Source organism: Colwellia sp. Bg11-28 (assembly GCF_002836245.1).
In the GTDB taxonomy this organism is placed as follows: domain Bacteria; phylum Pseudomonadota; class Gammaproteobacteria; order Enterobacterales; family Alteromonadaceae; genus Colwellia; species Colwellia psychrerythraea_A.
In genome coordinates this window covers 840,868-860,372 of record NZ_PJBA01000006.1, presented here as the reverse complement: position 1 = coordinate 860,372, position 19,505 = coordinate 840,868, and the positions used below count along the sequence as shown (strand labels likewise).

Below are 19,505 nucleotides of genomic sequence, written 5' to 3'. Positions count from 1 at the left end.
TTCAACTTAAAATAGACTTACCTTTATATGAAAAAAAATTTATTAAATGGTCAACATCTGTCTCTCGATGAACAGATAGCTTTATTGTCTGAATTTGTAATGACAATTGATGGAATGCCCCAGATATTAGAGAAAATCAATCACCTTCCCAACGCATGGGTAGGTGCTGGCATTATATTTCAAAATGTATGGAATGTAATTCATGGCTATGATTTCAATACATTTATAAAGGATATTGATGTCTTATATTGGGACGAGAATGATTTAAGTTGGCAGTCAGAAAATAGCTATATTCAAGCGTTAACTGAATCTCTCTCTGAGATGAATATTCCATTCGATGTCAAAAATATTGCTAGAGTACATTTATGGTATGAAGAGCGTTTTGGTATACCGAAAGCTCGATATCATAGTGTTCAAGAATCAATATCTACTTGGCCTGTTATTGGTGCGTGTATGGCGATGCGGATGAACAAAGGCCAATTAGAGTTTATAGCTCCTTTTGGATTCCAAGATATGTTTTCTCTTAGGGTGAGACCAAATAAAATTTTGGTAAACCAAACCATTTACGAAGGCAAAGCGATAAAATGGAAAGAACAGTGGCCTAAACTATCAGTAGAAAACTGGTAATTTTTCATAACAAACTGTTAAATAAGGATAAAATATATTTGGCTTTTTCTTCTGTGTCGCTTATTCTAGTTACCTGAATTTTGCCCATTATTTGGGTGTTAGTTTTTAAACAAATAACGTAGTAGTTAAGGATTGTATATATGTCAGCATTGATTCTAGATGGGAAAAGCGTTACTAAAAAGTCTGAAGAAGATTTGCGCTCAAGAGTTGCACGCCTTAAGGAATTGAGTAATGGTGCCGTTCCTATCTTAGCCACAATTCTAGTGGGAAATGATCCTTCTTCGGCAACCTATGTAAAAATGAAGTCGAATGCTTGTACCCGAGTTGGTATGGACTCGTTGAAAGTTGAAATGTCTGAAGAAACAACGACAGAAGAGCTATTAGCTGAAATTGCAAAACTAAATGCCAATCCAAATATTCATGGCATTCTTTTACAGCACCCTGTGCCACCACAAATTAATGAAAGACAGTGCTTTGATTCCATAGATTTATCTAAAGATGTTGACGGGGTAACTTGTTGGGGTTTTGGTCGTATGGCAATGAATGAAACCTCTTATGGCAGCGCTACGCCAAAAGGAATAATTCGAATTTTAGAGGCATATGATATTCAACTAGAAGGTAAACATGCTGTTGTCGTTGGTAGAAGCCCTATTCTTGGCAAACCAATGGCAATGATGCTGCTTAATAAAAACTGCACGGTTACTATTTGTCATTCAAAAACAGTTGGACTTGATAAAATCATCAAGACTGCTGATATCGTTGTAGGCGCTGTCGGTAAGCCTGAATTCATCAAAGCTGATTGGATTAAAGATGATGCCGTAGTGATAGATGCTGGGTATCATGAAGGTGGTATCGGAGACATTGAGTTACAGCCCCTTATGAGTCGTGTTAAGGCATATACTCCTGTACCTGGAGGCGTAGGGCCAATGACAATAAATACCTTGATCTATCAGACTGTTGAAGCATGTGAGTTAAAATTAGCACAATAATGCAGACTAAAAAATAATTGAAATAGACAAAGATAGTTGCTTAACTTTCATCATTGACGAATAACCAGCTATTTTTTTCCGCTTAAATAAGCGTTAGATAACACGGAGGTTCTATCAGAATATGAATGGATTTTTAGTTATTGCAGGTACCTTAAATGCGATAGTCGCCATTATCCATATTGGTTGCATTTATTTTGGTGCTCCTTGGTATCGTTTCTTCGGTGCCGGAGAGAAAATGGCTGTTCTTGCTGAGCGAGGTAGTATTCAACCTACCTTAATCACCAGTGGTATTGTGCTTGTTCTCTCTCTCTGGTCGCTTTATGCAGCAGGTATTACTTTTCGCTTACCATTAATCCGTTTAGCCCTGATTCTGATTACTCTAATTTATTTCGTTCGCGGTATTGCTGGTTTCTTTTTCATTAGTTCACCTATGGGCCGTTCTCCTGAATTTTGGGTATGGAGTTCATTGATTTGTTTAGGTTTTGGTCTTATTCACCTCATTGGCTTAAAACAGCAATGGGCAAGTTTATAAGTAAGGTTAATCGAGCAATCTAAAAAATGGATAAGATACTGATATCTGTATTCATCCCTCAAATTTTGCTCGGAAATATTTAGCTAATTACAATAACCTCAGCATCTCCTTAAAAATATAACATTTTAGGTTTACTACGATGAATCTATTTGTTGTAATAGATTACCAAGCAATGGAAGTGCTTATGTCATATTATGCCCATCTATCTTCTTCATGTTTAATAATCATTTGCACTAATTTTTAAAGTTACGCGTTCAAGCAACTAACAAAGCATTATATTTGACGCTCAACGCTTGGATTCGTTTAGCCAACTATATTTAGTCACTTAAGGTGGCGTATACTTATTTAGGGTTCTGTTGTGAAATTAGAAGAAGAATACTCACTTTATTTAGATTGTATTAGGTTTTTAGCTGCCCTTTTTGTCGTTATAGCTCATTTTATTCAGTATGGAATTATAAATGAATCTATTTCATATTACGTGCCTGAATTAGGCCGAGAAGCAGTTATGATTTTCTTTGTGCTTTCTGGGTTTGTAATAGCTTATACATGTGATATTAAGAAACCATCACTCAGCGAATATGCTATAGCTAGAGCAGCCAGAATTTATTCCGTAGCTTTACCCTTATTATTAGTTTCATTTTTTATTGTTTACTTATATTCAATTTTTAATGAAAAAGAATATTACCAAATAACTAAAGCTTACCTGTATATACCTTTTCACAGCTTATTTCTTGGCGAAATTTGGAACATATCTGAAACACCAACATGGCTTGCACCATACTGGTCATTGAGTTACGAAGTTTGGTATTACATTTTATTCGCTAGTATTTATTTTTATTCTGGGGTTAAAAGAGTCATAATTTCAGGTGTTATATTTTTATTTATAGGACATAAATTATGGCTACTATTACCTATTTGGTTAGCCGGGGTAGCATTATATAAATACCAAAAAAATGTTTCATTAAATATTATACCAGCGCGACTTGGATGGCTCTTGAGCATTCTACTTCTTATAATTTACAAGTACCTTGATTTTGATTATTCACTTCGTGTCTATGGGAATGAAATTTGGCCATTTGGCTTTTTGAATTTAGGAAGTGCTGATCGTTATTTAAATGATTATTTTTTAACATTTATTGTGGTATTAAATTTTTTATGCGCAAAGCATTCAAAATTTTACTTATTATTAAGTTATAAAAATTCAATTAGACGGTTTTCTACCTATACGTTTACGCTATATTTAGTGCATGCTTTAGTTATGTCTATTTGGGCAAACCTTTATAACCATGATTCAAATAGTCTTGTAGATATTTTTTTGTTAATTAGTGCTATTGCTATTTCTACATACGTTTTTGGTCAACTGACCGAGCATAGAAAGTACTTATTCAATGATTTCTTTACCTATGTTTATAAAAAAACACTTGGTAGGTTTCATCAAGATGTTAAAAGCCCGTATTTGATTTCTAAAAGTTAGCCAGACCTTCGAGCATAGGAATATAGTGACTGAATTTTTTATTACTGTTTGTTCAGCAATATTTAGCCCAATATAAGGGCATAACAACAAAGGATATTTACATGACTGGTGAAATCAATTTAGATACGCTGTTGGCCTCGATGTCACCTAACTTGATGGCAGGTGAATATGTGTTTTGCTCAGTTCAAGGTGATTATCTTGATTTCAATGCCTTATCGCCATTAGCGTCTTTTCGTGAATCAGAAGGATTAACGATAGTCATATCGAAAGAGATGGCACTTGCTAACCAACTTCCTTTTGAGTCTGTATTTCGAGGTATTACCTTAACCATACATTCAAGCCTTGATGCTGTTGGTCTAACTGCGGCAGTTTCAGGTAAGTTAGCCGCTAATAATATAAGCGCTAATGTAATAGCCGCTTATTATCACGACCATATATTTGTACAAACAGACAAGGCTGAGTTAGCAATGAAAGTCTTAAATGAATTTTGTAGTTAACACGATAAACTGACAGAATTCCAACTTGGCTTAATTCGTTATGTACTATTTTAGCCAAGTATTATCAGTGAGTTAACAGCATTATATTTATCTGAGGTTTTGTGAAAAAATTTACTATCAGTCATATTATACCAATCGGACTAATTTATTGATCACTTAGCGAGAATTAAAAGGCTTAGAGGCAAGGCATTGATTGAAGAGAAGGGTTATTCCCTTGTCAAAATCAATAACGCCGCAGGTAAGCCTTTTCAACTCGCCCGTCGGGAGCTCATTAGCAAACTGATAACATCTCAAAATAAATGAAATATAGAATAACTATGTTTACGTTATTTTGTTTGTTATAAGCTCGCTACTGAAGCTCTAAGTTGGCCAATAAATTAATCCGTTTGGTATTGATACAAGCTTAGGTATTTTCCGTGTTTCCGGTTGTTGGTGTAATGAAAACCAAGACACTGAAAATTGATATAACCTCAATTGAGCTGATGGGCACAGATGGTTGGGTTTTACTAAATCACGCCAGTGACAATGTTATTAGTTTAATTACAGAGTTAACCCCTACCCTTACTACACACTTACTCGCTAAGAGTAAGTAAATATAACGAGTAATCCATCATGACCCGCGACAATGAGTTTGGATCATGTAGCGCGATTTAAAAGGATAATTATGACTATTAATGTTAATTGGCAAGGAGATTGTCGCTTCAAGGTTATTACAGAAGATGGATTCGAGGTTTTCATTGATGCTGACAGTAAATCAGCCCCTTGCCCAACGGAAATATTATTATCCGCATTAGGCTCCTGCAGTGCGACCGATGTCACCCTTTACTTCAAAGATAATGATATTGAACTTAAAGCGCTAAATAACTGTGTAACCTATCATCTGACAGAGAATGAACCTAGATTATATAAATCGATAAATTTACATTTTTCGATTGAAGCTAAGGTTACAGAACCTCAAGTTAAAGCAGCAATCGAAGAAGCCATTAATAAGTATTGTCATGTCTGTTTAATGCTACAACCAACCATTGATATTACTTATTCAGTTGAAATCATTAATTAATAAATTTACATTTAGCAAAATCATGAACATTAAAAAATTTTCAATAGTCACTAATATATCGGCTCATACGCTTCGATATTACGAAAAAATAGGTTTGTTAAAGCAAATTGAACGGAACTCAAGTGGTCATCGCTATTTTACTCAAAAAGATGTGGTGTGGGTTGAGTTCATCAAGCGATTAAAAGAGACTGGAATGCCTCTAAAGCAGATCTTAAAGTATGCAGATTTACGAGCTATTGGTATTTCAACCTCAGGGTTGAGAATGCAAATTCTAGAAGAGCATGCGCTGATGCTAGAAGAGAAAATAGCAGAAGAACAGTCTCACCTTCAAATGTTGAAAACGAAAATACAGCATTACAGTAAAATCATCACGTAAACGTTAACTACTTGACTTAGAGTTAGCTCTAAGTAATAGATTCTAGTTCTTTGAATTTACGCAAAGATTAGAATCGGAGTATTAATGAATAATCAACGATATATATCAGGTCTTGATAAGTTAAGAGAAATTGATGGAGAAGCAGGTCAAAAAGTCATTGATAGTTTGGCATCAATTTCACCAGATTTAGCAAAATATACGATAGAATTTCCTTTTGGTGATATTTACCAAAGGCCAGGGCTTGATTTACAAAGAAGAGAGTTAGCAACAGTTGCCGCCTTAACTACTTTAGGACATTGCCAGCCTCAACTGAATGTACACATTAACGGTGCTTTGAATGTAGGCTGCAAACCAGAACAGATAATTGAAGTTATTATACAAATGTCGGTTTACGCTGGTTTCCCAGCAGCTTTAAATGGCATGTTGGTAGCAAAAGAAGTCTTTACGGAAAGAGGCATAATTGACACAATAAAAAGCGATTAAACAGAATTTAAATAGTTGATTATGTTTCGTCTAAACAATAGTAATCAACTATTTACACCCGTTATCAATCAAGATACATGTATTCATCTATGGTCAATTTTACTTTCAGAATAAGGATACTCTTATGGTTAAATTAATATCTAGCTTTATGATATTTATGTCATTATCTATTCATGCGCAGCAACTCGGTGATACCAGTTTTAAAGCTAAAAACACCATAAAGACTTTTTCAGCCGCACAAGCCCCCATAGTGCTCTTAGATGAAGCACATCATAACTTTCATACCATGGATGGTAGGTATCGACCCTTTGTTGATATATTGCAAAGTGATGGTTATTTAGTTAAAAAACACAAAGAGAGCTTCACTAAAAAATCATTAGCCCATGCTGATATCTTAATAATATCTAATGCATTGAGCGTAAAAAATGTAAATGATTGGGACTTACCTAATTACTCTGCATTTTCCAGAGAGGAAATTGAGGCTGTTTATCAATGGGTAAAAAATGGCGGCTCACTCTTTCTAATTGCGGACCATATGCCATTCCCTAGGGCAGCAGAGAATATGGCTGCTATTTTTGGCTTTCAATTTAATAATGGTTATGTCGAAGAGGTAACTAACAAAGCACAGCTATTTGAACAGGATAACGGTACTTTACTCGCTCATCCAATTTTAAAAGGGACCGGTCTAAAAGAAGAGATTACATCGGTAAAAGCATTTACAGGGCAAGCTTTTTTATCTCCGCCAAACGCTAAACCTTTACTGGTTTTTGGTCATTCGGCCATTTCATATATGCCAACAAAGTCATGGGATTTTCCTGATAATACCCCTGAAATATCAGTTAAGGGTTGGAATCAAGGTGCGACCTTGGAGTTTGATAAAGGCAGAATTGTCGTTTTCGGTGAAGCGGCCATGTTTACCGCGCAAGTTAGTGGCAAAGAAAAAATGAAGATGGGCGTGATTGCTGAAGGTGCTGAACAAAACGAACAATTTTTATTAAATATTATGCTTTGGTTATCAAGAAAAATTTAGCCAACAATATTTACTCCAATAATAACGGCGTTGTTTGTTATTCAAACTTAGCGCTCATTTCTACGATTAATAAAGGTGTTTTATATGGATATTAGTTTATTTGGTATTTTCGTAACGGTTGCTATAGCGCATTTTCTTGCGTTGTTAAGTCCTGGACCAGATTTCGTGCTCGTTGTAAAAAGCGCAATCAGAAACGAAGGTAAAAATGCTATTGGTGTTGCGCTGGGTATATCATCTGCTAACGCATTATATATTGGGTTGTGTTTGATTGGTGTCGGTTCGATTTTAGCCGCCTCAGTCACGATAATGGTGGTACTAAAAATTATTGGAGGGCTGTTTCTAATTTATCTAGCGGTGCAAGCTTTACGTGCTAGTAAAAGCTCATACAACAACTTTGCGTTGGCTGAATCGACTAACGATACTTCCAATAAATCAACGTTTTTAAAGGAGTTCATTACTGGATTTATGTCTGGAATATTAAATCCAAAGAATTTATTATTTTACCTCAGCCTATTTACCGTTGTTCTCACTCCTGACGTAGGTTTTACTTTTAAGTTGGGATTAGGTATTTGGATGACCGTGGTTGTATTTTTATGGGACTTAGCCATTATTTATCTGCTTTCAACACGAACTATACGATCAAGATTTACCAAAGCCGCCTATTACATTGATAAGGTTACGGGTGCATTATTAGGCCTTATTGGTTTGGCTATTGTAAAATCAGCGTTAGTGAAACAGTAGAAAGTTAGAAGGTATCAAATGAATAAAGTATGCTCGGCTTATCTCAACAGTATTAGCCACTATATTTAGCTATTAAGTCACTGTTAGGTTTTTAACAAATCACATCTTGGAGTTTCATGAAAATAAAAATATATCAAGTTGATGCTTTCGCATCACACGTATTTGAAGGAAATCCTGCGGCAGTATGTCCATTAAACGAATGGTTAGATGATGAAGTTCTTCAAAAAATAGCAGAAGAAAACAATCTATCTGAAACCGCTTTTTTTGTATCATCTGCAGCAGGAATTCAGCTTCGTTGGTTTACACCAAGAGGTGAAGTCGATCTGTGCGGCCATGCCACTTTAGCCACTGCTCACGTACTTTATGAGCACTTAGGTTTTAAATCACCAAAGGTAAAATTTCAAACTAAAAGCGGTGAATTGGTTGTCACAAAAAATGATTCAGGTTTTAGTATGGACTTTCCGGCCTCTCACCCTGCAGTTATTGATGCCCCCATTAATTTATTAGCAGGTTTAGGCGACGTTATACCTAAACAAGTTATCGCCTCTTTCGACTATATAATTATTTTAGATAGTGAAGAAGCCGTTAAGAATCTTGACCCTGATTTATCTAAGTGGTTGCAACTCGATCTCAGAGGTGTGGTTGTTACCGCTGTTGGAACCGATGTCGATTTTGTCAGTCGATGCTTTTTTCCTAAACTTGGCGTAGATGAAGATCCTATCACCGGCTCTGCTCATTGTGAGTTAGCCCCCTATTGGAGTTCCAAATTGGGGCTATCATTGTTAACAGGTCGCCAAATTTCGAAGCGAAGTGGGATCGTGCATTGCGAATTGAAAGGTGATCGCGTTGTTTTGACAGGAAATGCGGTAGATTATATGTCTGGTGAAATAAATATTTAGACTTGCTACAGGTATTAGGCAAAGCATACAACTCATAAAGAAAGACAAAACACCATTGGGTTTTGTTCATTCATTACTTATTTGAATCAGCTATTTTATTGCTTGTTATTAACGCGTTAACTGTGAGGTCAACTATGGAAAATCAAATTGATAACCGAATTAATTTATACCAGAGAACGGTAATCTTTAGCCTATTGTTTACGCTAATGGGTTTTTCATACAATGTGTGGCGTATGGAAGTGTCTGAAAATAATAACAATATTAGAACCGCCAGTTTTGAGATGTTGATAAATCTATCGTCTTTAGAACAGTTAGTTTATTCAGCCTATTATGATGAAGACCTAAAGGAAGGAAATCCTAGGAAAGGATGGGTTATTGTCGGATTAATAGATGATTTGAGTGTCCTTACCGATGATGAAGTTAAAACAAAAACCACTGAATTAAAGGATGTTTGGTCCGTTAATTGGGAAACGATTGCTACTAGCCAGCAAACCGTAGATAACATTGTAGGCTCTATTGACTCAGTGAGAGAAGAAATAAAGATCTTACTAAACTCATTGGATTAATGGTTATTGGTTAACAAGTTAGCAGTAATAAGGCAATTGCCCCCGATAGATCAACTTGGCCATTCGTTTCCAACTAAAATTATAGTCACTCTATTGAGTCTGTTAACAGGCCTTTAATTAGCAATATTTCCTACAGGTAACTTTTTAATGACATATCTTATTTTTTGTCATAACCTTTTTGTAGGGGGATTGACTATATTGTTTAGTCACTTATTAACTTATTACTCTACGCTATTAGAAAGATGAGAATATTATGGAAGTTAAAATATTTACTAAAATTTTACGACCAAAAGTAGGCTTTTTACCCAAATCAGATACCGCAACAGATCACGGTTTAGAGGGTGATATTAATCTTTGGCTTGCAACACAACCAAATATTAAAATTGAGAATATTACCCAATCTCAAAGTGGTGGATCCTTTCAACCATCAACAATTGTGGTAAGTATTTGGTATAAATAAGATAAGAGTTAAAAGGCAACAGTTAGTTGAAAACTAGCTGCTCAATGCTACTGATAAAGCCACTTTACTCATGACAAATGACTTATAAACTCTTTCGATATGATATTTTTTAATAAGTGTTTAGTTGACTAGCAACGATCCGCCCATCAATAAATTAATTACTGCTTTTATAATTTAGGACATTTTTCACATGATAGAAGTCATTATTCTTGCTATTGCATTAAGTATGGATGCCTTTGCCGTTTCTATTGGTTTAGGGGCAACCAAACAACAGAGTAAAGTTGCGCCACTAGGCATCATTGTTGCGCTATATTTTGGCTTGTTTCAAGGCATAATGCCTATCATTGGTTACCTTGGTGGCAAAGGGGTATTAAGTTGGGCTGAGTCTTATACGCCGTGGATTGCTTTTTTGTTGCTCTTGCTCATTGGCGTCAAAATGATTTTTGATTCATTTTCTGAAGGAATAGAAGAGGATATCAGTAAGATTACTCATCGTGTGTTATTAATTCTAGCCATTGCCACCAGTATTGATGCTATGGCAGCGGGATTTAGCCTAACGCTTTTACCTGTAAACCCGTTAATCGCTTGTTTGATTATTGCTTCAGTTACCTTTATTTTTAGTTGGTTAGGCGTTTTAGTAGGTACTAAAGGTGGAACATGGTTGGAGAATAAGGCTGAATTTTTCGGCGGTATCACTTTGATAGTAATGGCAATAAAAATTATCATTACGTCATAATATGGGCAAATATAGAAAATATCTTTGAATCTAGCTCTACCATAATCCAAAAAAACACTGAGCTATAGTAATACCAATTGAAATAGGAGCGTTTGTTTATGACACCCCGTGAAGTAATTAATTATGTAGAGTTGCCCGCGAAGGATATTCCAGCAACCAAAGCTTTTTTTGAACGAGCCTTTGCTTGGTCATTTATTGATTATGGTGAAGAATATACTGCCTTTAGCAATTCAGGTATCGAAGGCGGTTTCTTTTTGTCTGAACTCGTTTCAAGTACCCTTAATGGCGCTTGCTTATTGGTTTTACTCAGTGACGATTTAGAGGCTACCGAACAACGCGTTAAAAGTGCGGGAGGTATTATTAGCCAAGCTATTTTCTCTTTCCCTGGTGGACGTCGGTTTCATTTTACTGAGCCTAGTGGTAATGAGCTGGCTGTTTGGTCACCGGTAAAAGCCTATATTGCTTAGCTATTGCACGGTTTAACGCTAGCCCTTAATTTTCGAAAAAAACTTTAAAGCTTAATGAATACGAAAAAACCACAATCTTTATTAAAATCAGTTAATAAAGATTGTGGTTTTTTATTCGCTTCAAGTAATTATCAGTGTTTACTTCACTTTAATGATAGGCAGATTGTTACTGCTCCATTCATTAAAGTCACCTGACAAATGGTCTAACTCATTGAAACCATTTTTTACCAATACTTCTCTAGCAACTTCGGCTCTTCTACCTGAACGACAATAGATAACGACTTGTGTGTTCTTAGCACCGGTCAATTCAGCTAATCGAGCTTCGAGCTCTTTATGTGGAATATTCACCGCATTAGGGATGTGACCCTCTTCGAATTCTTCCACTGTTCTGACATCGAGTAAGATAACCTGTTTGTCATTTTTCATAATCTGTTGCAATTCAGTCTGATTAATATCTTTAGCCGAAACCAGCCATGTAGTGGCTACGGCCAAAACAAAGACGATTGTGGTTGCAATTTTTTTAACTAAAATATGTTTCATGTGTAAGTCTTCCTTATTTATAATTTATCAATGCTAGATATTATACTGCAATTTGGTTCAGCTAAAAAATCTCGCCATTATTTTTTACTAAAAATCATAATGATTGCGCCAAGTAAAGCACTAATGCCAGCCATGATAAAAGCGTTACTCGCCCCTTCTCCGCCTAGCCAAAGTAATCCTGTGATATAAGCGCCAACAGCACCACCAACACCATATACACCACCTAAATAGACACCCTGCCCTCTACTTTGTTGACTCTTAGTAAAGTGCGAAGAAATAAACTTCATACTCGCACTATGGTAAATGGCAAAACTAGCAGCGTGACTTAATTGATTTATTGCAAGCCAGAGTCCTGAGTCGGCAACCACTGGCATCAAAAACCAACGCAAGGCGGTAATAGCTAAACTAAAAACTAATAATGAATTCAAAGAGAAGCGTTTAAACAATGACCCCATATAGATAAAAGCAACAATTTCAGCTACAGCGCCCAGAGCAATGAATAAGCCAACGGCCACACCAGAGTAGTCAAAATCACGTAAAAACAGTGCAAAAAAACCATAATAAGGCGCAAAGCTAATTTGTAATAATAAACCCGCGATAAAGAAGCTTATAAAACGACCATCAATGAGTTTATTAACAATAGGCTCAGGAGCATTGGCTTTGCCTTTATTTAACTCTACCCCTTTTTTAGGCGTTAGTAACAAAGTGCTGATAAATAGACCGGCCAAAATAATAACACCTAAGCTGGTAAATACTTGATAACCTAAACGACTTATTGCCTCACCTGCCACTACTGCTAAGACAATAAAACCCAAACTTCCCCATAAACGAATACGTGCATAGATTTTACTGCTGTGTTTAGTTGAATTTAACGTGTGCACTTCCAGTTGCGGTAGAATTGCGGTCCAAAACAAGGTAAAAAGCGCCAGACAAAAGGTAATTGGCCAATACTGACTGAACCAATAGAGTAAGCTAAAACTAACCAGTGCTAACAAAGCACCGAGTCGTATAATAAATAGAGGTCGTGCTGATTTATCTGCAAATGTTGCCCATAAGCTTGGCGCAACAATTTTTGTTGCAGTCATAATGGCAAGAATTTCACCGACTTGGCGAGAGTTAAAACCTTGACCATCAAGGAAAATAGCCAAGTAAGGTGAGATTAAACCCAGCAGAGCAAAATAAAAAAAGTAACTCGAAGATAATCGAACAAACATCATGTTGAAAGGAATCAAGCGTATGAGCCTTACGATGAAAAGAAAAGGAACTAATGCAGGGGTTTAGTGAGTAAACTGAAGCCTACTCACTAAACTAAAGATTGTTATTGTTTATGCTTCAATGTCAGGTGTATTACATTGAACATCAGCATTTTGCCCACGATGACGAAGGAAGTGATCCATTAAGGTCAACGCTAACATTGCTTCAGCAATAGGTACAGCGCGAATACCGACACAAGGGTCATGACGACCTTTGGTGATGATGTCCGTCGCTTCGCCCGTTAAATTAACCGTTTTACCACTTACACCAATACTTGAAGTTGGTTTAAGAGCCAAATGCGCAATAATTTGCTGACCTGATGAAATACCACCTAAAACACCACCTGAGTGGTTTGTTGAAAAACCTTCAGGGGTAAGTTCATCTCTGTGCTCTGAGCCTTTTTGATTTACTACGGCAAAACCATCACCGACCTCAACACCTTTTACGGCATTGATACTCATCAAACCATGAGCAATATCAGCATCTAAACGGTCAAAGATAGGCTCGCCTAAGCCAACAGGTACATTAGTGGCTACAACAGTCACTTTCGCGCCAATAGAGTCTTTTTCTTTAATGATGTCACGAAGGTACTCACCAAGTTGTTCAATTTTAGTTTCATCAGGGAAGAAGAATGGGTTGTCTTCTACGCTCGACCAATCAACGGTATTAACATCAAACGGAGCACCCTTTGGACCACTGGCAACAATATCACCAATTTGAGTAACACAGGCTTGAATGGTCATGCCAAATTTTTCAGCGAGGTATTTTTTTGCTATTGCGCCGGCAGCAACACGCATCGCTGTTTCACGTGCAGAAGAACGTCCACCACCTCGATAGTCACGTAGTCCGTATTTTTGCCAGTAAGTGTAATCTGCGTGACCCGGACGGAAACTGTCAGCAATGTTGCCATAATCTTTTGAACGTTGGTCGGTATTTTCAATCATTAAACCAATAGGCGTGCCTGTGGTTTTACCTTCGAATACACCTGAAAGAATTTTTACTTCATCCGCTTCTCTGCGAGCAGTAGTATATCGAGAGGTGCCAGGGCGACGTCTGTCTAAATCAATTTGTAAGTCAGCTTCAGTTAACTCAAGCCCTGGTGGACAACCATCGATAATGGCGCCTAATCCTAATCCATGACTTTCACCAAATGAGGTGACTGTGAATAATTTTCCGAAGGTATTACCTGACATTGAACATTACCGCCTATTAATTTAATTTTTAAAGCTACGAATACACTTTATTTTTTGTATCCGCTATTTTTAATACTAACTAATTTTCACTATCAGCTTAGATAGATGTTATTACTTAGCTTACTTTTATTTTATACGTTTATGCTGTTTTAAGTGCAGCTAAAAAAGTTTCTGCATGTTGCTCTAACTGCGTTTTATTTAGCATAAAGACACCATGACCACCGCGTTCAAAGGTCAACCAAGTAAAATCGACCGCTGGGTAGAGAGCTTCAACATGATATTGTGAGTTACCCACTTCGCAAATGAGTACGCCATCATCATTGAGGTACAGCGCACTCTCTGCCAAGATAATTCTAACAATATCTAAACCGTCTTCACCACAGCCTAAACCCATTTCGGGTTCATGGGTAAATTCTGCAGGTAAACTATCAATGTCTTCTTGATCAACATAAGGCGGATTAGTGACAATTAAATCATATTTTTGTGCAGTAACCCCAGAAAAAACATCAGATTGAATTGGAATAACTTGTTCACTTAAACCATGGTTTTCAATATTAATTTCTGCAACATTTAATGCATCGAGTGATAAATCGACCGCATCGACTTCAGCATCAGGAAAGTAACTGGCGCAAGCAATGGCAATACAACCACTGCCAGTACACAAATCTAAAACTCTTTGCGGTGGGTTTTGTTCACTAAAATAAGGGTCAAAGTGTTTTTCAATTAATTCACCAATAGGAGAACGAGGCACTAAAACACGCTCATCCACATAAAATGGTAATTGCGCAAAATAAGCAAGGTTGGTGATATAGGCAACAGGTTGCTGCGTTTCAATGCGTTGCTCAAAAAGTGCTAGAATATTTTGCTTCTCGTAATCAACTAAGCGACAAGTCATTACGTCTTCACTCATTTCCTCGGGCAAGGATAAAGCAAACATCACCAAGGTAAGTGCCTCATTTAACGCATTGTCATTTCCATGACCATAAAAAAGTTCTGCTTGATTAAATATACTGGCCCCATAACGACAATAATCAGCAATAGTATGTAATTGCGTGGTTATGTTTTCAATGTTGGTATTGCTCACATTCTCTTCCTCAAAAGGTATCTCTATATTTTCAGGTTTGCTTTATAGTTTAAGTTGTTAACTTAACTTCTTAGCTTAACTCTACTGTTTTATCTTGGTATTTAGGTTTGGTACTTAACGATAATAATTAATATGTATTAACACTAAAATGTTTTACACTGCGTCAATGAAAAACAAAGCCCTAAAATCCGAACTTTCTTCAATAAAAGCCAAAGTTCGCGCGAATATTGCAGCCAGCGCGCAAAGTAAGAGCCAGCAAAAAAAAGCTGATGAATCATTACAAAAAACTAATGAGTCAATTAAAGAAGTTTTGCCTGATGAAAAGCAACTTTTTGCCGATGCTATCGGTCAAGTTAAGCCTTTAGTTATCGACACAGTTCGCTTAATTAAAAGTGGCCATAAGTCTAACACTTCCCAAAAAAATGACCAAGAGTATAACAAGGCAAATAAGGCCATCGCGCAATTTCATTTTTCTGATGAATTTGAACCTAATTTAAATAAACAAGGTCCAATGAAATATGTTCGAGAGGGTGTTGACAGTTTTGAAGTCAAAAACCTTCGCCGCGGCCATTATCGCCCCGACCTTATCCTTGATTTGCACGGCCTAGATCAACATCAAGCTAAAAAAGAATTAGCTGCGTTACTCTTTGCCTGCCAAAAGGAACACGCTCAATGTATATGCGTTGTTCATGGTATAGGATCACATATTTTAAAAAATAAAGTGCCCCATTGGTTGGTACAACACCCTGATGTGATGGCCTTTCATCAAGCACCCTTAGAATGGGGCGGAAACGGTGCTATCTTAGCGTTAATCGAATTAAAAGATAAATATAATCGGAATTAACAGCTAAGCATTAACAAAGTTCGATAGGTGAAACGAGACGTTGCAAGATACCTTGCATTTTCTCCGTATCATAATCAATGTGCGCAATACCTGCAGTAGCAAAGATTGGGGCGTTACTCGATTGTGTTAATTCTGCGACTAAGTAGCTAACTAGAGGCATGTGAGAAATTATGAGCAAGCTGTGTTCTTGCTCAGTTGTTGCTTCTAATTGCTCACTACACCAACCATCAATAAAGTCATGTACCTGTTTGGCGTCGCCAGCGGGGGTAATAAAATCTAACGTCGTAATAGCGGTTTGCATCAAAGCCGTTGCTATAGCACAAGTTTGTTGCGCTCGAATATAAGGGCTGACAAAGACTTGCATAGGGCTTATCTTCATTTTTTGCAACCATGTCGCCATCATTTTCGCTTCGATTTTACCTTGTGCGGTTAACGCTCTTTGGCTGTCATCACGACTGCCCTGCTCAACAAAGTTTTGAGCTTCACCATGGCGCATTATATAAACTTGCATTAATTCTCTCAACGACTACTTGTAGGTTACAATAACGGTATAGTTCAACTTTTAGCTTATTTATGAATTTTATCGGCTAAAGTATTGAGTCTAAGTTATTTTTGCGGCTATAGTAATAGAATTGAACGCGCATTAATAACAACAGTTAAGAATAAATAGGCTTTTTTTATTCCTTTAAGTAATTAAGGAATTTTTTTATCTCCCTGTTGAATTCAGAAACTATCCATATTCTCGTCATACGCTTTGTCGTTTAAAGTGTTCTTAGGAGCCTTAGTGTTGAAACAAAGCCCCAATGATTCAAAACAATATCAAGCAATTACTCTTACCAATGGTTTACGCGTACTGCTTATTCATAATGATGAAACCGCTAAATCGGCAGCGGCTTTAGCCGTTAATGTCGGTCACTTTAATGATCCAAATGACAGGCAGGGTTTAGCGCACTTTTTAGAGCACATGTTATTTTTAGGGACAAAAAACTTCCCTGATGGCAGTGAGTATCAAAAATTTATTAATCAACACGGCGGTAACCATAATGCTTGGACTGGCACAGAGCATACGTGTTTTTTCTTTGATATTGCCGCTACGCACTTTTCAGCTGCACTAGAACGGTTTAGTGAGTTTTTTATTGAACCTCTATTGGCGGATGACTTTGTCGTAAAAGAGCGTGAAAATATTGATGCTGAATTCACCTTAAAGTTAAAAGATGATATCAGACGTTTATACGATGTTCACAAAGACACAATTAACCCTAAACACCCCTTTTCTCAGTTCTCTGTTGGGAATCTAGATACCTTAGCGGATCGAGACGGACAAAATATAAGCCAAGAATTACAAGCCTTTTTTCAACAGTATTACCGTGCAGAGTACATGACGTTAGCCCTTGAAGGGCCGCAAAACTTAGCCGAACTTAAAAGCATAGCTGAGCAGCGTTTTAGTCCGATAAAGTCAGCTGACTCGCCGCTGCCTGAGATTGAGCATCCCTTATATTTACCTGAACATCAAAAAATTAAAATAGATGTCTGCCCTGTTAAAAATGATCATCAGCTTATTATCAGTTTTGCCATGGACAGCATTGATCAATATTACCTAGATAAACCTGAATCGATTCTTGCTTATTTATTAGGTCATGAAGGTGAAGGCAGTGCTTTATCTTTACTTAAAAAGCATCAGTGGGCCTTAGCGCTAACCGCTGGTTCAGGTATTAATGGCTCTAACTTTAAAGACTTCAATATTAGCATCGCATTAACTGAATTAGGTGAAGAGCACCTTAATGACGTTGTCGATATAATATTAACTTATATTGCTCTGCTAAATAATACAGAAATCGCTGAGTACTATTATCAAGAAAAACAAAAAATTAGTAACCTAGCGTTTATTTACCATGAAAAAATGCGACCACTCGACAGTGTCAGTCAATTAGTCATCAACATGCAGTATTACCCAGAAGAAGATTATATTTTTGGTGACTATGTTATGTCAGGTATGTCGACGGAGAACATCAAAAAACTACTTAGTTTTTTACAGGTCGATAATATGCGACTCATGCATGTTAGTCAGAAAAATAATTTTTCCAAGAATAGTTTTTGGTACCAAGTGCCTTACCATATGGCCCCTATTTCTGAACAACAATTGATTCATTGGCGTCATATTGCTCTAAGCGATAAAGCGCACATCAAAGGTTTGTACTTACCTGCACCTAACCCTTATATTGTCGAAGAGCCAACCGTTTACCCTAGTAAAAAGCATCTAGGAAATATGCAGGAAGCACCCGAACTTCCTGAAAAAATTATTAATAAAAATGGGTTGGTCGTTTGGTATAAACAAGATCACACGTTTAAAGTCCCTAAGGGTTACTTATATATAGGTATTGATGCCCCTTTTGTTGTTGCAAGTGTCGCTAATATTGCCATGACCCGTCTATTTACTGATTTATATACAGATACCGTTATTGAAGAAAATTACGAAGCAGAATTAGCAGGCATACATTATCACTTATATGCCCATCAAGGCGGCGTAACCATGCAACTATCAGGTTATAGTGAAAACCAACATCTGTTGTTAAGTAAACTATTAAGACGATTAAAAAACCACAATGTCACTGAAGCACACTTTGCTTTATTTAAACAACAGCTGGTTCAACATTGGCAAAACAGTGGTAAAAGTAAATCAATTTCACAGTTATTCGCTAGCCTAAGCTCAGTAATGCAACCTAATAACCCTACCAGTAAAGCGTTAGCGCAAGCACTTAGTGAGGTGAGCTTTAGTCAATATCAGCACTTTAGTCAGCAACTATTCCAAAAAGTAACATTAGAAGTTCTCATTCATGGCAATTGGTTGATTGAGCATGCCCAACAATTATGCGAGGTTATTGAACAAGGTTTTCACGGTAATGTTAATGAAAAATATGCCATACAGTGTCCAGTAACCGATATTTCAACCAAAGAAACATTGTTATTACCCATTAGCTTACCTGAACATGATCACGCTTGTGTCATCTATACAGCATTTGAGCACAAAGATGATAACGCGGTGGCACTCGCAATGATCACTAGCCATATATTATCGCCCTTATTTTTTCAGAAAATGCGTACAGAAAAGCAATATGGCTACTTAGTAGGAGTCGGTTATGTGCCAATTAATAGCTACCCTGGCATCGCGTTTTATATTCAATCCCCCCACTGTGATGCTTTTACATTAGCACACGCTATGGATGAATTTATCAGCAGCAGTATTTTTGAACTCGATAATATTTCTGCCGAGAAATGGCAACATTTATTGCAAGGTTTGGCGAGTCAATTACAAGAAAAAGATCATAACTTACGTATTAGAAGCCAGCGTTTTTGGGCTGCTATTTGTAATAAAGATGAAGAATTTAAACAGAAAGAAAACTTACTGGAAGCGGTTTTAACCTTAACATTAGCGCAAGTTAAAACCTTCGTGAAAAATAGTGTAGTTAATGCTTGTAAGCCTGATCGCTTTATCCTGTATTCACAAAGTGATTTGCTAGAACAAACACAAAAACCCAATGGTGAGATAATTACAGATATTGACGCTTTTATTAAAGCCAGTCCTCTCAAGTACTAAAGTTAATAAGCAGATTAACTGACTGACTTAATAACTGACAGACTTAATAACTGACAGA

23 protein-coding genes are annotated in these 19,505 nt (G+C 36.8%); 18 read left to right on the top strand and 5 right to left on the bottom strand.

The window, feature by feature from the left end:
* Nucleotides 1-27: 27 nt before the first annotated feature.
* The 16 genes from CXF79_RS10755 (at nt 28) to CXF79_RS10680 (ending at nt 10,937) form a co-directional block, all read left to right on the top strand.
* The gene (locus tag CXF79_RS10755; protein ID WP_101154909.1) at nt 28-627 is read left to right on the top strand and encodes a nucleotidyltransferase family protein; all 600 of its coding nucleotides are present in this window, start codon (nt 28-30) and stop codon (nt 625-627) included.
* A 140-nt stretch (nt 628-767) separates the two neighbouring features.
* The gene (gene folD, locus CXF79_RS10750) at nt 768-1,616 is read left to right on the top strand and encodes a bifunctional methylenetetrahydrofolate dehydrogenase/methenyltetrahydrofolate cyclohydrolase FolD (protein WP_011043917.1); all 849 of its coding nucleotides are present in this window, start codon (nt 768-770) and stop codon (nt 1,614-1,616) included.
* Between the two features lie 121 nt (nt 1,617-1,737).
* Nucleotides 1,738-2,148, top strand: a complete 411-nt coding sequence (locus tag CXF79_RS10745; RefSeq protein WP_101154908.1) for a hypothetical protein — start codon at nt 1,738-1,740, stop codon at nt 2,146-2,148.
* 358 nt (nt 2,149-2,506) lie between these two features.
* On the top strand, nt 2,507-3,622 hold the full coding sequence (locus tag CXF79_RS10740; RefSeq protein ID WP_101154907.1) for an acyltransferase family protein: 1,116 nt from the start codon (nt 2,507-2,509) through the stop codon (nt 3,620-3,622).
* Between the two features lie 101 nt (nt 3,623-3,723).
* Nucleotides 3,724-4,119: an ACT domain-containing protein gene (locus CXF79_RS10735; RefSeq protein WP_011043919.1), complete on the top strand. Its 396-nt coding sequence runs from the start codon at nt 3,724-3,726 to the stop codon at nt 4,117-4,119.
* A 416-nt stretch (nt 4,120-4,535) separates the two neighbouring features.
* A complete protein-coding gene (locus tag CXF79_RS10730) occupies nt 4,536-4,712 on the top strand; it encodes a hypothetical protein (RefSeq protein ID WP_232769144.1) in 177 nt (58 codons plus the stop codon).
* A 71-nt stretch (nt 4,713-4,783) separates the two neighbouring features.
* Nucleotides 4,784-5,179, top strand: coding sequence for an OsmC family protein (locus CXF79_RS10725; RefSeq protein ID WP_101154906.1), 396 nt, complete (start codon nt 4,784-4,786; stop codon nt 5,177-5,179).
* 22 nt (nt 5,180-5,201) lie between these two features.
* On the top strand, nt 5,202-5,555 hold the full coding sequence (locus CXF79_RS10720) for a MerR family transcriptional regulator (protein ID WP_101154905.1): 354 nt from the start codon (nt 5,202-5,204) through the stop codon (nt 5,553-5,555).
* Nucleotides 5,556-5,639: 84 nt separating this feature from the next.
* Nucleotides 5,640-6,038 (top strand): carboxymuconolactone decarboxylase family protein, encoded by a 399-nt coding sequence (locus CXF79_RS10715; protein ID WP_101154904.1) that lies wholly within the window; start codon nt 5,640-5,642, stop codon nt 6,036-6,038.
* A gap of 124 nt (nt 6,039-6,162) precedes the next feature.
* Complete coding sequence (locus tag CXF79_RS10710) at nt 6,163-7,068, top strand: hypothetical protein (RefSeq protein ID WP_101154903.1); 906 nt, start codon at nt 6,163-6,165, stop codon at nt 7,066-7,068.
* Nucleotides 7,069-7,152: 84 nt separating this feature from the next.
* The gene (locus CXF79_RS10705; protein ID WP_101154902.1) at nt 7,153-7,809 is read left to right on the top strand and encodes a LysE family translocator; all 657 of its coding nucleotides are present in this window, start codon (nt 7,153-7,155) and stop codon (nt 7,807-7,809) included.
* Nucleotides 7,810-7,925: 116 nt separating this feature from the next.
* On the top strand, nt 7,926-8,708 hold the full coding sequence (locus CXF79_RS10700) for a PhzF family phenazine biosynthesis protein (RefSeq protein ID WP_101154901.1): 783 nt from the start codon (nt 7,926-7,928) through the stop codon (nt 8,706-8,708).
* Between the two features lie 134 nt (nt 8,709-8,842).
* A complete protein-coding gene (locus CXF79_RS10695; protein WP_232769143.1) occupies nt 8,843-9,274 on the top strand; it encodes a hypothetical protein in 432 nt (143 codons plus the stop codon).
* Between the two features lie 253 nt (nt 9,275-9,527).
* Complete coding sequence (locus CXF79_RS10690) at nt 9,528-9,734, top strand: hypothetical protein (protein WP_011043929.1); 207 nt, start codon at nt 9,528-9,530, stop codon at nt 9,732-9,734.
* Nucleotides 9,735-9,924: 190 nt separating this feature from the next.
* The gene (locus tag CXF79_RS10685) at nt 9,925-10,470 is read left to right on the top strand and encodes a manganese efflux pump MntP (protein WP_101154899.1); all 546 of its coding nucleotides are present in this window, start codon (nt 9,925-9,927) and stop codon (nt 10,468-10,470) included.
* A 98-nt stretch (nt 10,471-10,568) separates the two neighbouring features.
* Nucleotides 10,569-10,937 (top strand): VOC family protein, encoded by a 369-nt coding sequence (locus tag CXF79_RS10680; RefSeq protein WP_011043931.1) that lies wholly within the window; start codon nt 10,569-10,571, stop codon nt 10,935-10,937.
* Nucleotides 10,938-11,075: 138 nt separating this feature from the next.
* On the opposite strand, the gene CXF79_RS10675 is transcribed toward CXF79_RS10680, so the two are convergent.
* The 4 genes from CXF79_RS10675 to prmB all read right to left on the bottom strand — a co-directional run bounded on the left by CXF79_RS10675 (nt 11,076) and on the right by prmB (nt 15,008).
* Entirely contained in the window at nt 11,076-11,477 is a 402-nt protein-coding gene (locus tag CXF79_RS10675; RefSeq protein ID WP_101154898.1) for a rhodanese-like domain-containing protein, read from the bottom strand.
* A gap of 77 nt (nt 11,478-11,554) precedes the next feature.
* On the bottom strand, nt 11,555-12,709 hold the full coding sequence (locus CXF79_RS10670) for an MFS transporter (protein WP_101154897.1): 1,155 nt from the start codon (nt 12,707-12,709) through the stop codon (nt 11,555-11,557).
* A 93-nt stretch (nt 12,710-12,802) separates the two neighbouring features.
* Nucleotides 12,803-13,924: a chorismate synthase gene (gene aroC, locus CXF79_RS10665; protein ID WP_011043934.1), complete on the bottom strand. Its 1,122-nt coding sequence runs from the start codon at nt 13,922-13,924 to the stop codon at nt 12,803-12,805.
* 139 nt (nt 13,925-14,063) lie between these two features.
* Complete coding sequence (gene prmB / locus CXF79_RS10660) at nt 14,064-15,008, bottom strand: 50S ribosomal protein L3 N(5)-glutamine methyltransferase (RefSeq protein WP_101154896.1); 945 nt, start codon at nt 15,006-15,008, stop codon at nt 14,064-14,066.
* 166 nt (nt 15,009-15,174) lie between these two features.
* On the opposite strand from prmB, the gene smrB reads away from it, so the two are divergent.
* Nucleotides 15,175-15,852 carry an endonuclease SmrB gene (smrB, locus tag CXF79_RS10655; RefSeq protein ID WP_232769142.1) on the top strand — a complete coding sequence of 226 codons (678 nt, stop codon included), beginning with the start codon at nt 15,175-15,177 and terminating at the stop codon, nt 15,850-15,852.
* Nucleotides 15,853-15,862: 10 nt separating this feature from the next.
* Here smrB and sixA read toward each other — a convergent pair whose 3' ends face one another.
* Nucleotides 15,863-16,363: a phosphohistidine phosphatase SixA gene (gene sixA, locus CXF79_RS10650; RefSeq protein WP_101154895.1), complete on the bottom strand. Its 501-nt coding sequence runs from the start codon at nt 16,361-16,363 to the stop codon at nt 15,863-15,865.
* A 273-nt stretch (nt 16,364-16,636) separates the two neighbouring features.
* Here sixA and CXF79_RS10645 point away from each other — a divergent pair, with 273 nt between their 5' ends.
* Nucleotides 16,637-19,447 (top strand): insulinase family protein, encoded by a 2,811-nt coding sequence (locus tag CXF79_RS10645; RefSeq protein ID WP_101154894.1) that lies wholly within the window; start codon nt 16,637-16,639, stop codon nt 19,445-19,447.
* Nucleotides 19,448-19,505: the final 58 nt, after the last annotated feature.

What these genes read in the sequence shown, in the direction of transcription:
- CXF79_RS10685 (WP_101154899.1), top strand. Translation starts at nt 9,925, where the DNA reads ATGATAGAAGTCATTATTCTTGCTATTGCATTAAGTATGGATGCCTTT.
- CXF79_RS10720 (WP_101154905.1), top strand. Translation starts at nt 5,202, where the DNA reads ATGAACATTAAAAAATTTTCAATAGTCACTAATATATCGGCTCATACG.
- CXF79_RS10715 (WP_101154904.1), top strand. Translation starts at nt 5,640, where the DNA reads ATGAATAATCAACGATATATATCAGGTCTTGATAAGTTAAGAGAAATT.
- CXF79_RS10695 (WP_232769143.1), top strand. Translation starts at nt 8,843, where the DNA reads ATGGAAAATCAAATTGATAACCGAATTAATTTATACCAGAGAACGGTA.
- CXF79_RS10725 (WP_101154906.1), top strand. Translation starts at nt 4,784, where the DNA reads ATGACTATTAATGTTAATTGGCAAGGAGATTGTCGCTTCAAGGTTATT.
- CXF79_RS10690 (WP_011043929.1), top strand. Translation starts at nt 9,528, where the DNA reads ATGGAAGTTAAAATATTTACTAAAATTTTACGACCAAAAGTAGGCTTT.
- CXF79_RS10745 (WP_101154908.1), top strand. Translation starts at nt 1,738, where the DNA reads ATGAATGGATTTTTAGTTATTGCAGGTACCTTAAATGCGATAGTCGCC.
- CXF79_RS10675 (WP_101154898.1), bottom strand. Translation starts at nt 11,477, where the DNA reads ATGAAACATATTTTAGTTAAAAAAATTGCAACCACAATCGTCTTTGTT.
- sixA (WP_101154895.1), bottom strand. Translation starts at nt 16,363, where the DNA reads ATGCAAGTTTATATAATGCGCCATGGTGAAGCTCAAAACTTTGTTGAG.
- smrB (WP_232769142.1), top strand. Translation starts at nt 15,175, where the DNA reads ATGAAAAACAAAGCCCTAAAATCCGAACTTTCTTCAATAAAAGCCAAA.
- CXF79_RS10755 (WP_101154909.1), top strand. Translation starts at nt 28, where the DNA reads ATGAAAAAAAATTTATTAAATGGTCAACATCTGTCTCTCGATGAACAG.
- aroC (WP_011043934.1), bottom strand. Translation starts at nt 13,924, where the DNA reads ATGTCAGGTAATACCTTCGGAAAATTATTCACAGTCACCTCATTTGGT.
- CXF79_RS10680 (WP_011043931.1), top strand. Translation starts at nt 10,569, where the DNA reads ATGACACCCCGTGAAGTAATTAATTATGTAGAGTTGCCCGCGAAGGAT.
- folD (WP_011043917.1), top strand. Translation starts at nt 768, where the DNA reads ATGTCAGCATTGATTCTAGATGGGAAAAGCGTTACTAAAAAGTCTGAA.
- CXF79_RS10700 (WP_101154901.1), top strand. Translation starts at nt 7,926, where the DNA reads ATGAAAATAAAAATATATCAAGTTGATGCTTTCGCATCACACGTATTT.
- CXF79_RS10705 (WP_101154902.1), top strand. Translation starts at nt 7,153, where the DNA reads ATGGATATTAGTTTATTTGGTATTTTCGTAACGGTTGCTATAGCGCAT.
- CXF79_RS10735 (WP_011043919.1), top strand. Translation starts at nt 3,724, where the DNA reads ATGACTGGTGAAATCAATTTAGATACGCTGTTGGCCTCGATGTCACCT.
- CXF79_RS10710 (WP_101154903.1), top strand. Translation starts at nt 6,163, where the DNA reads ATGGTTAAATTAATATCTAGCTTTATGATATTTATGTCATTATCTATT.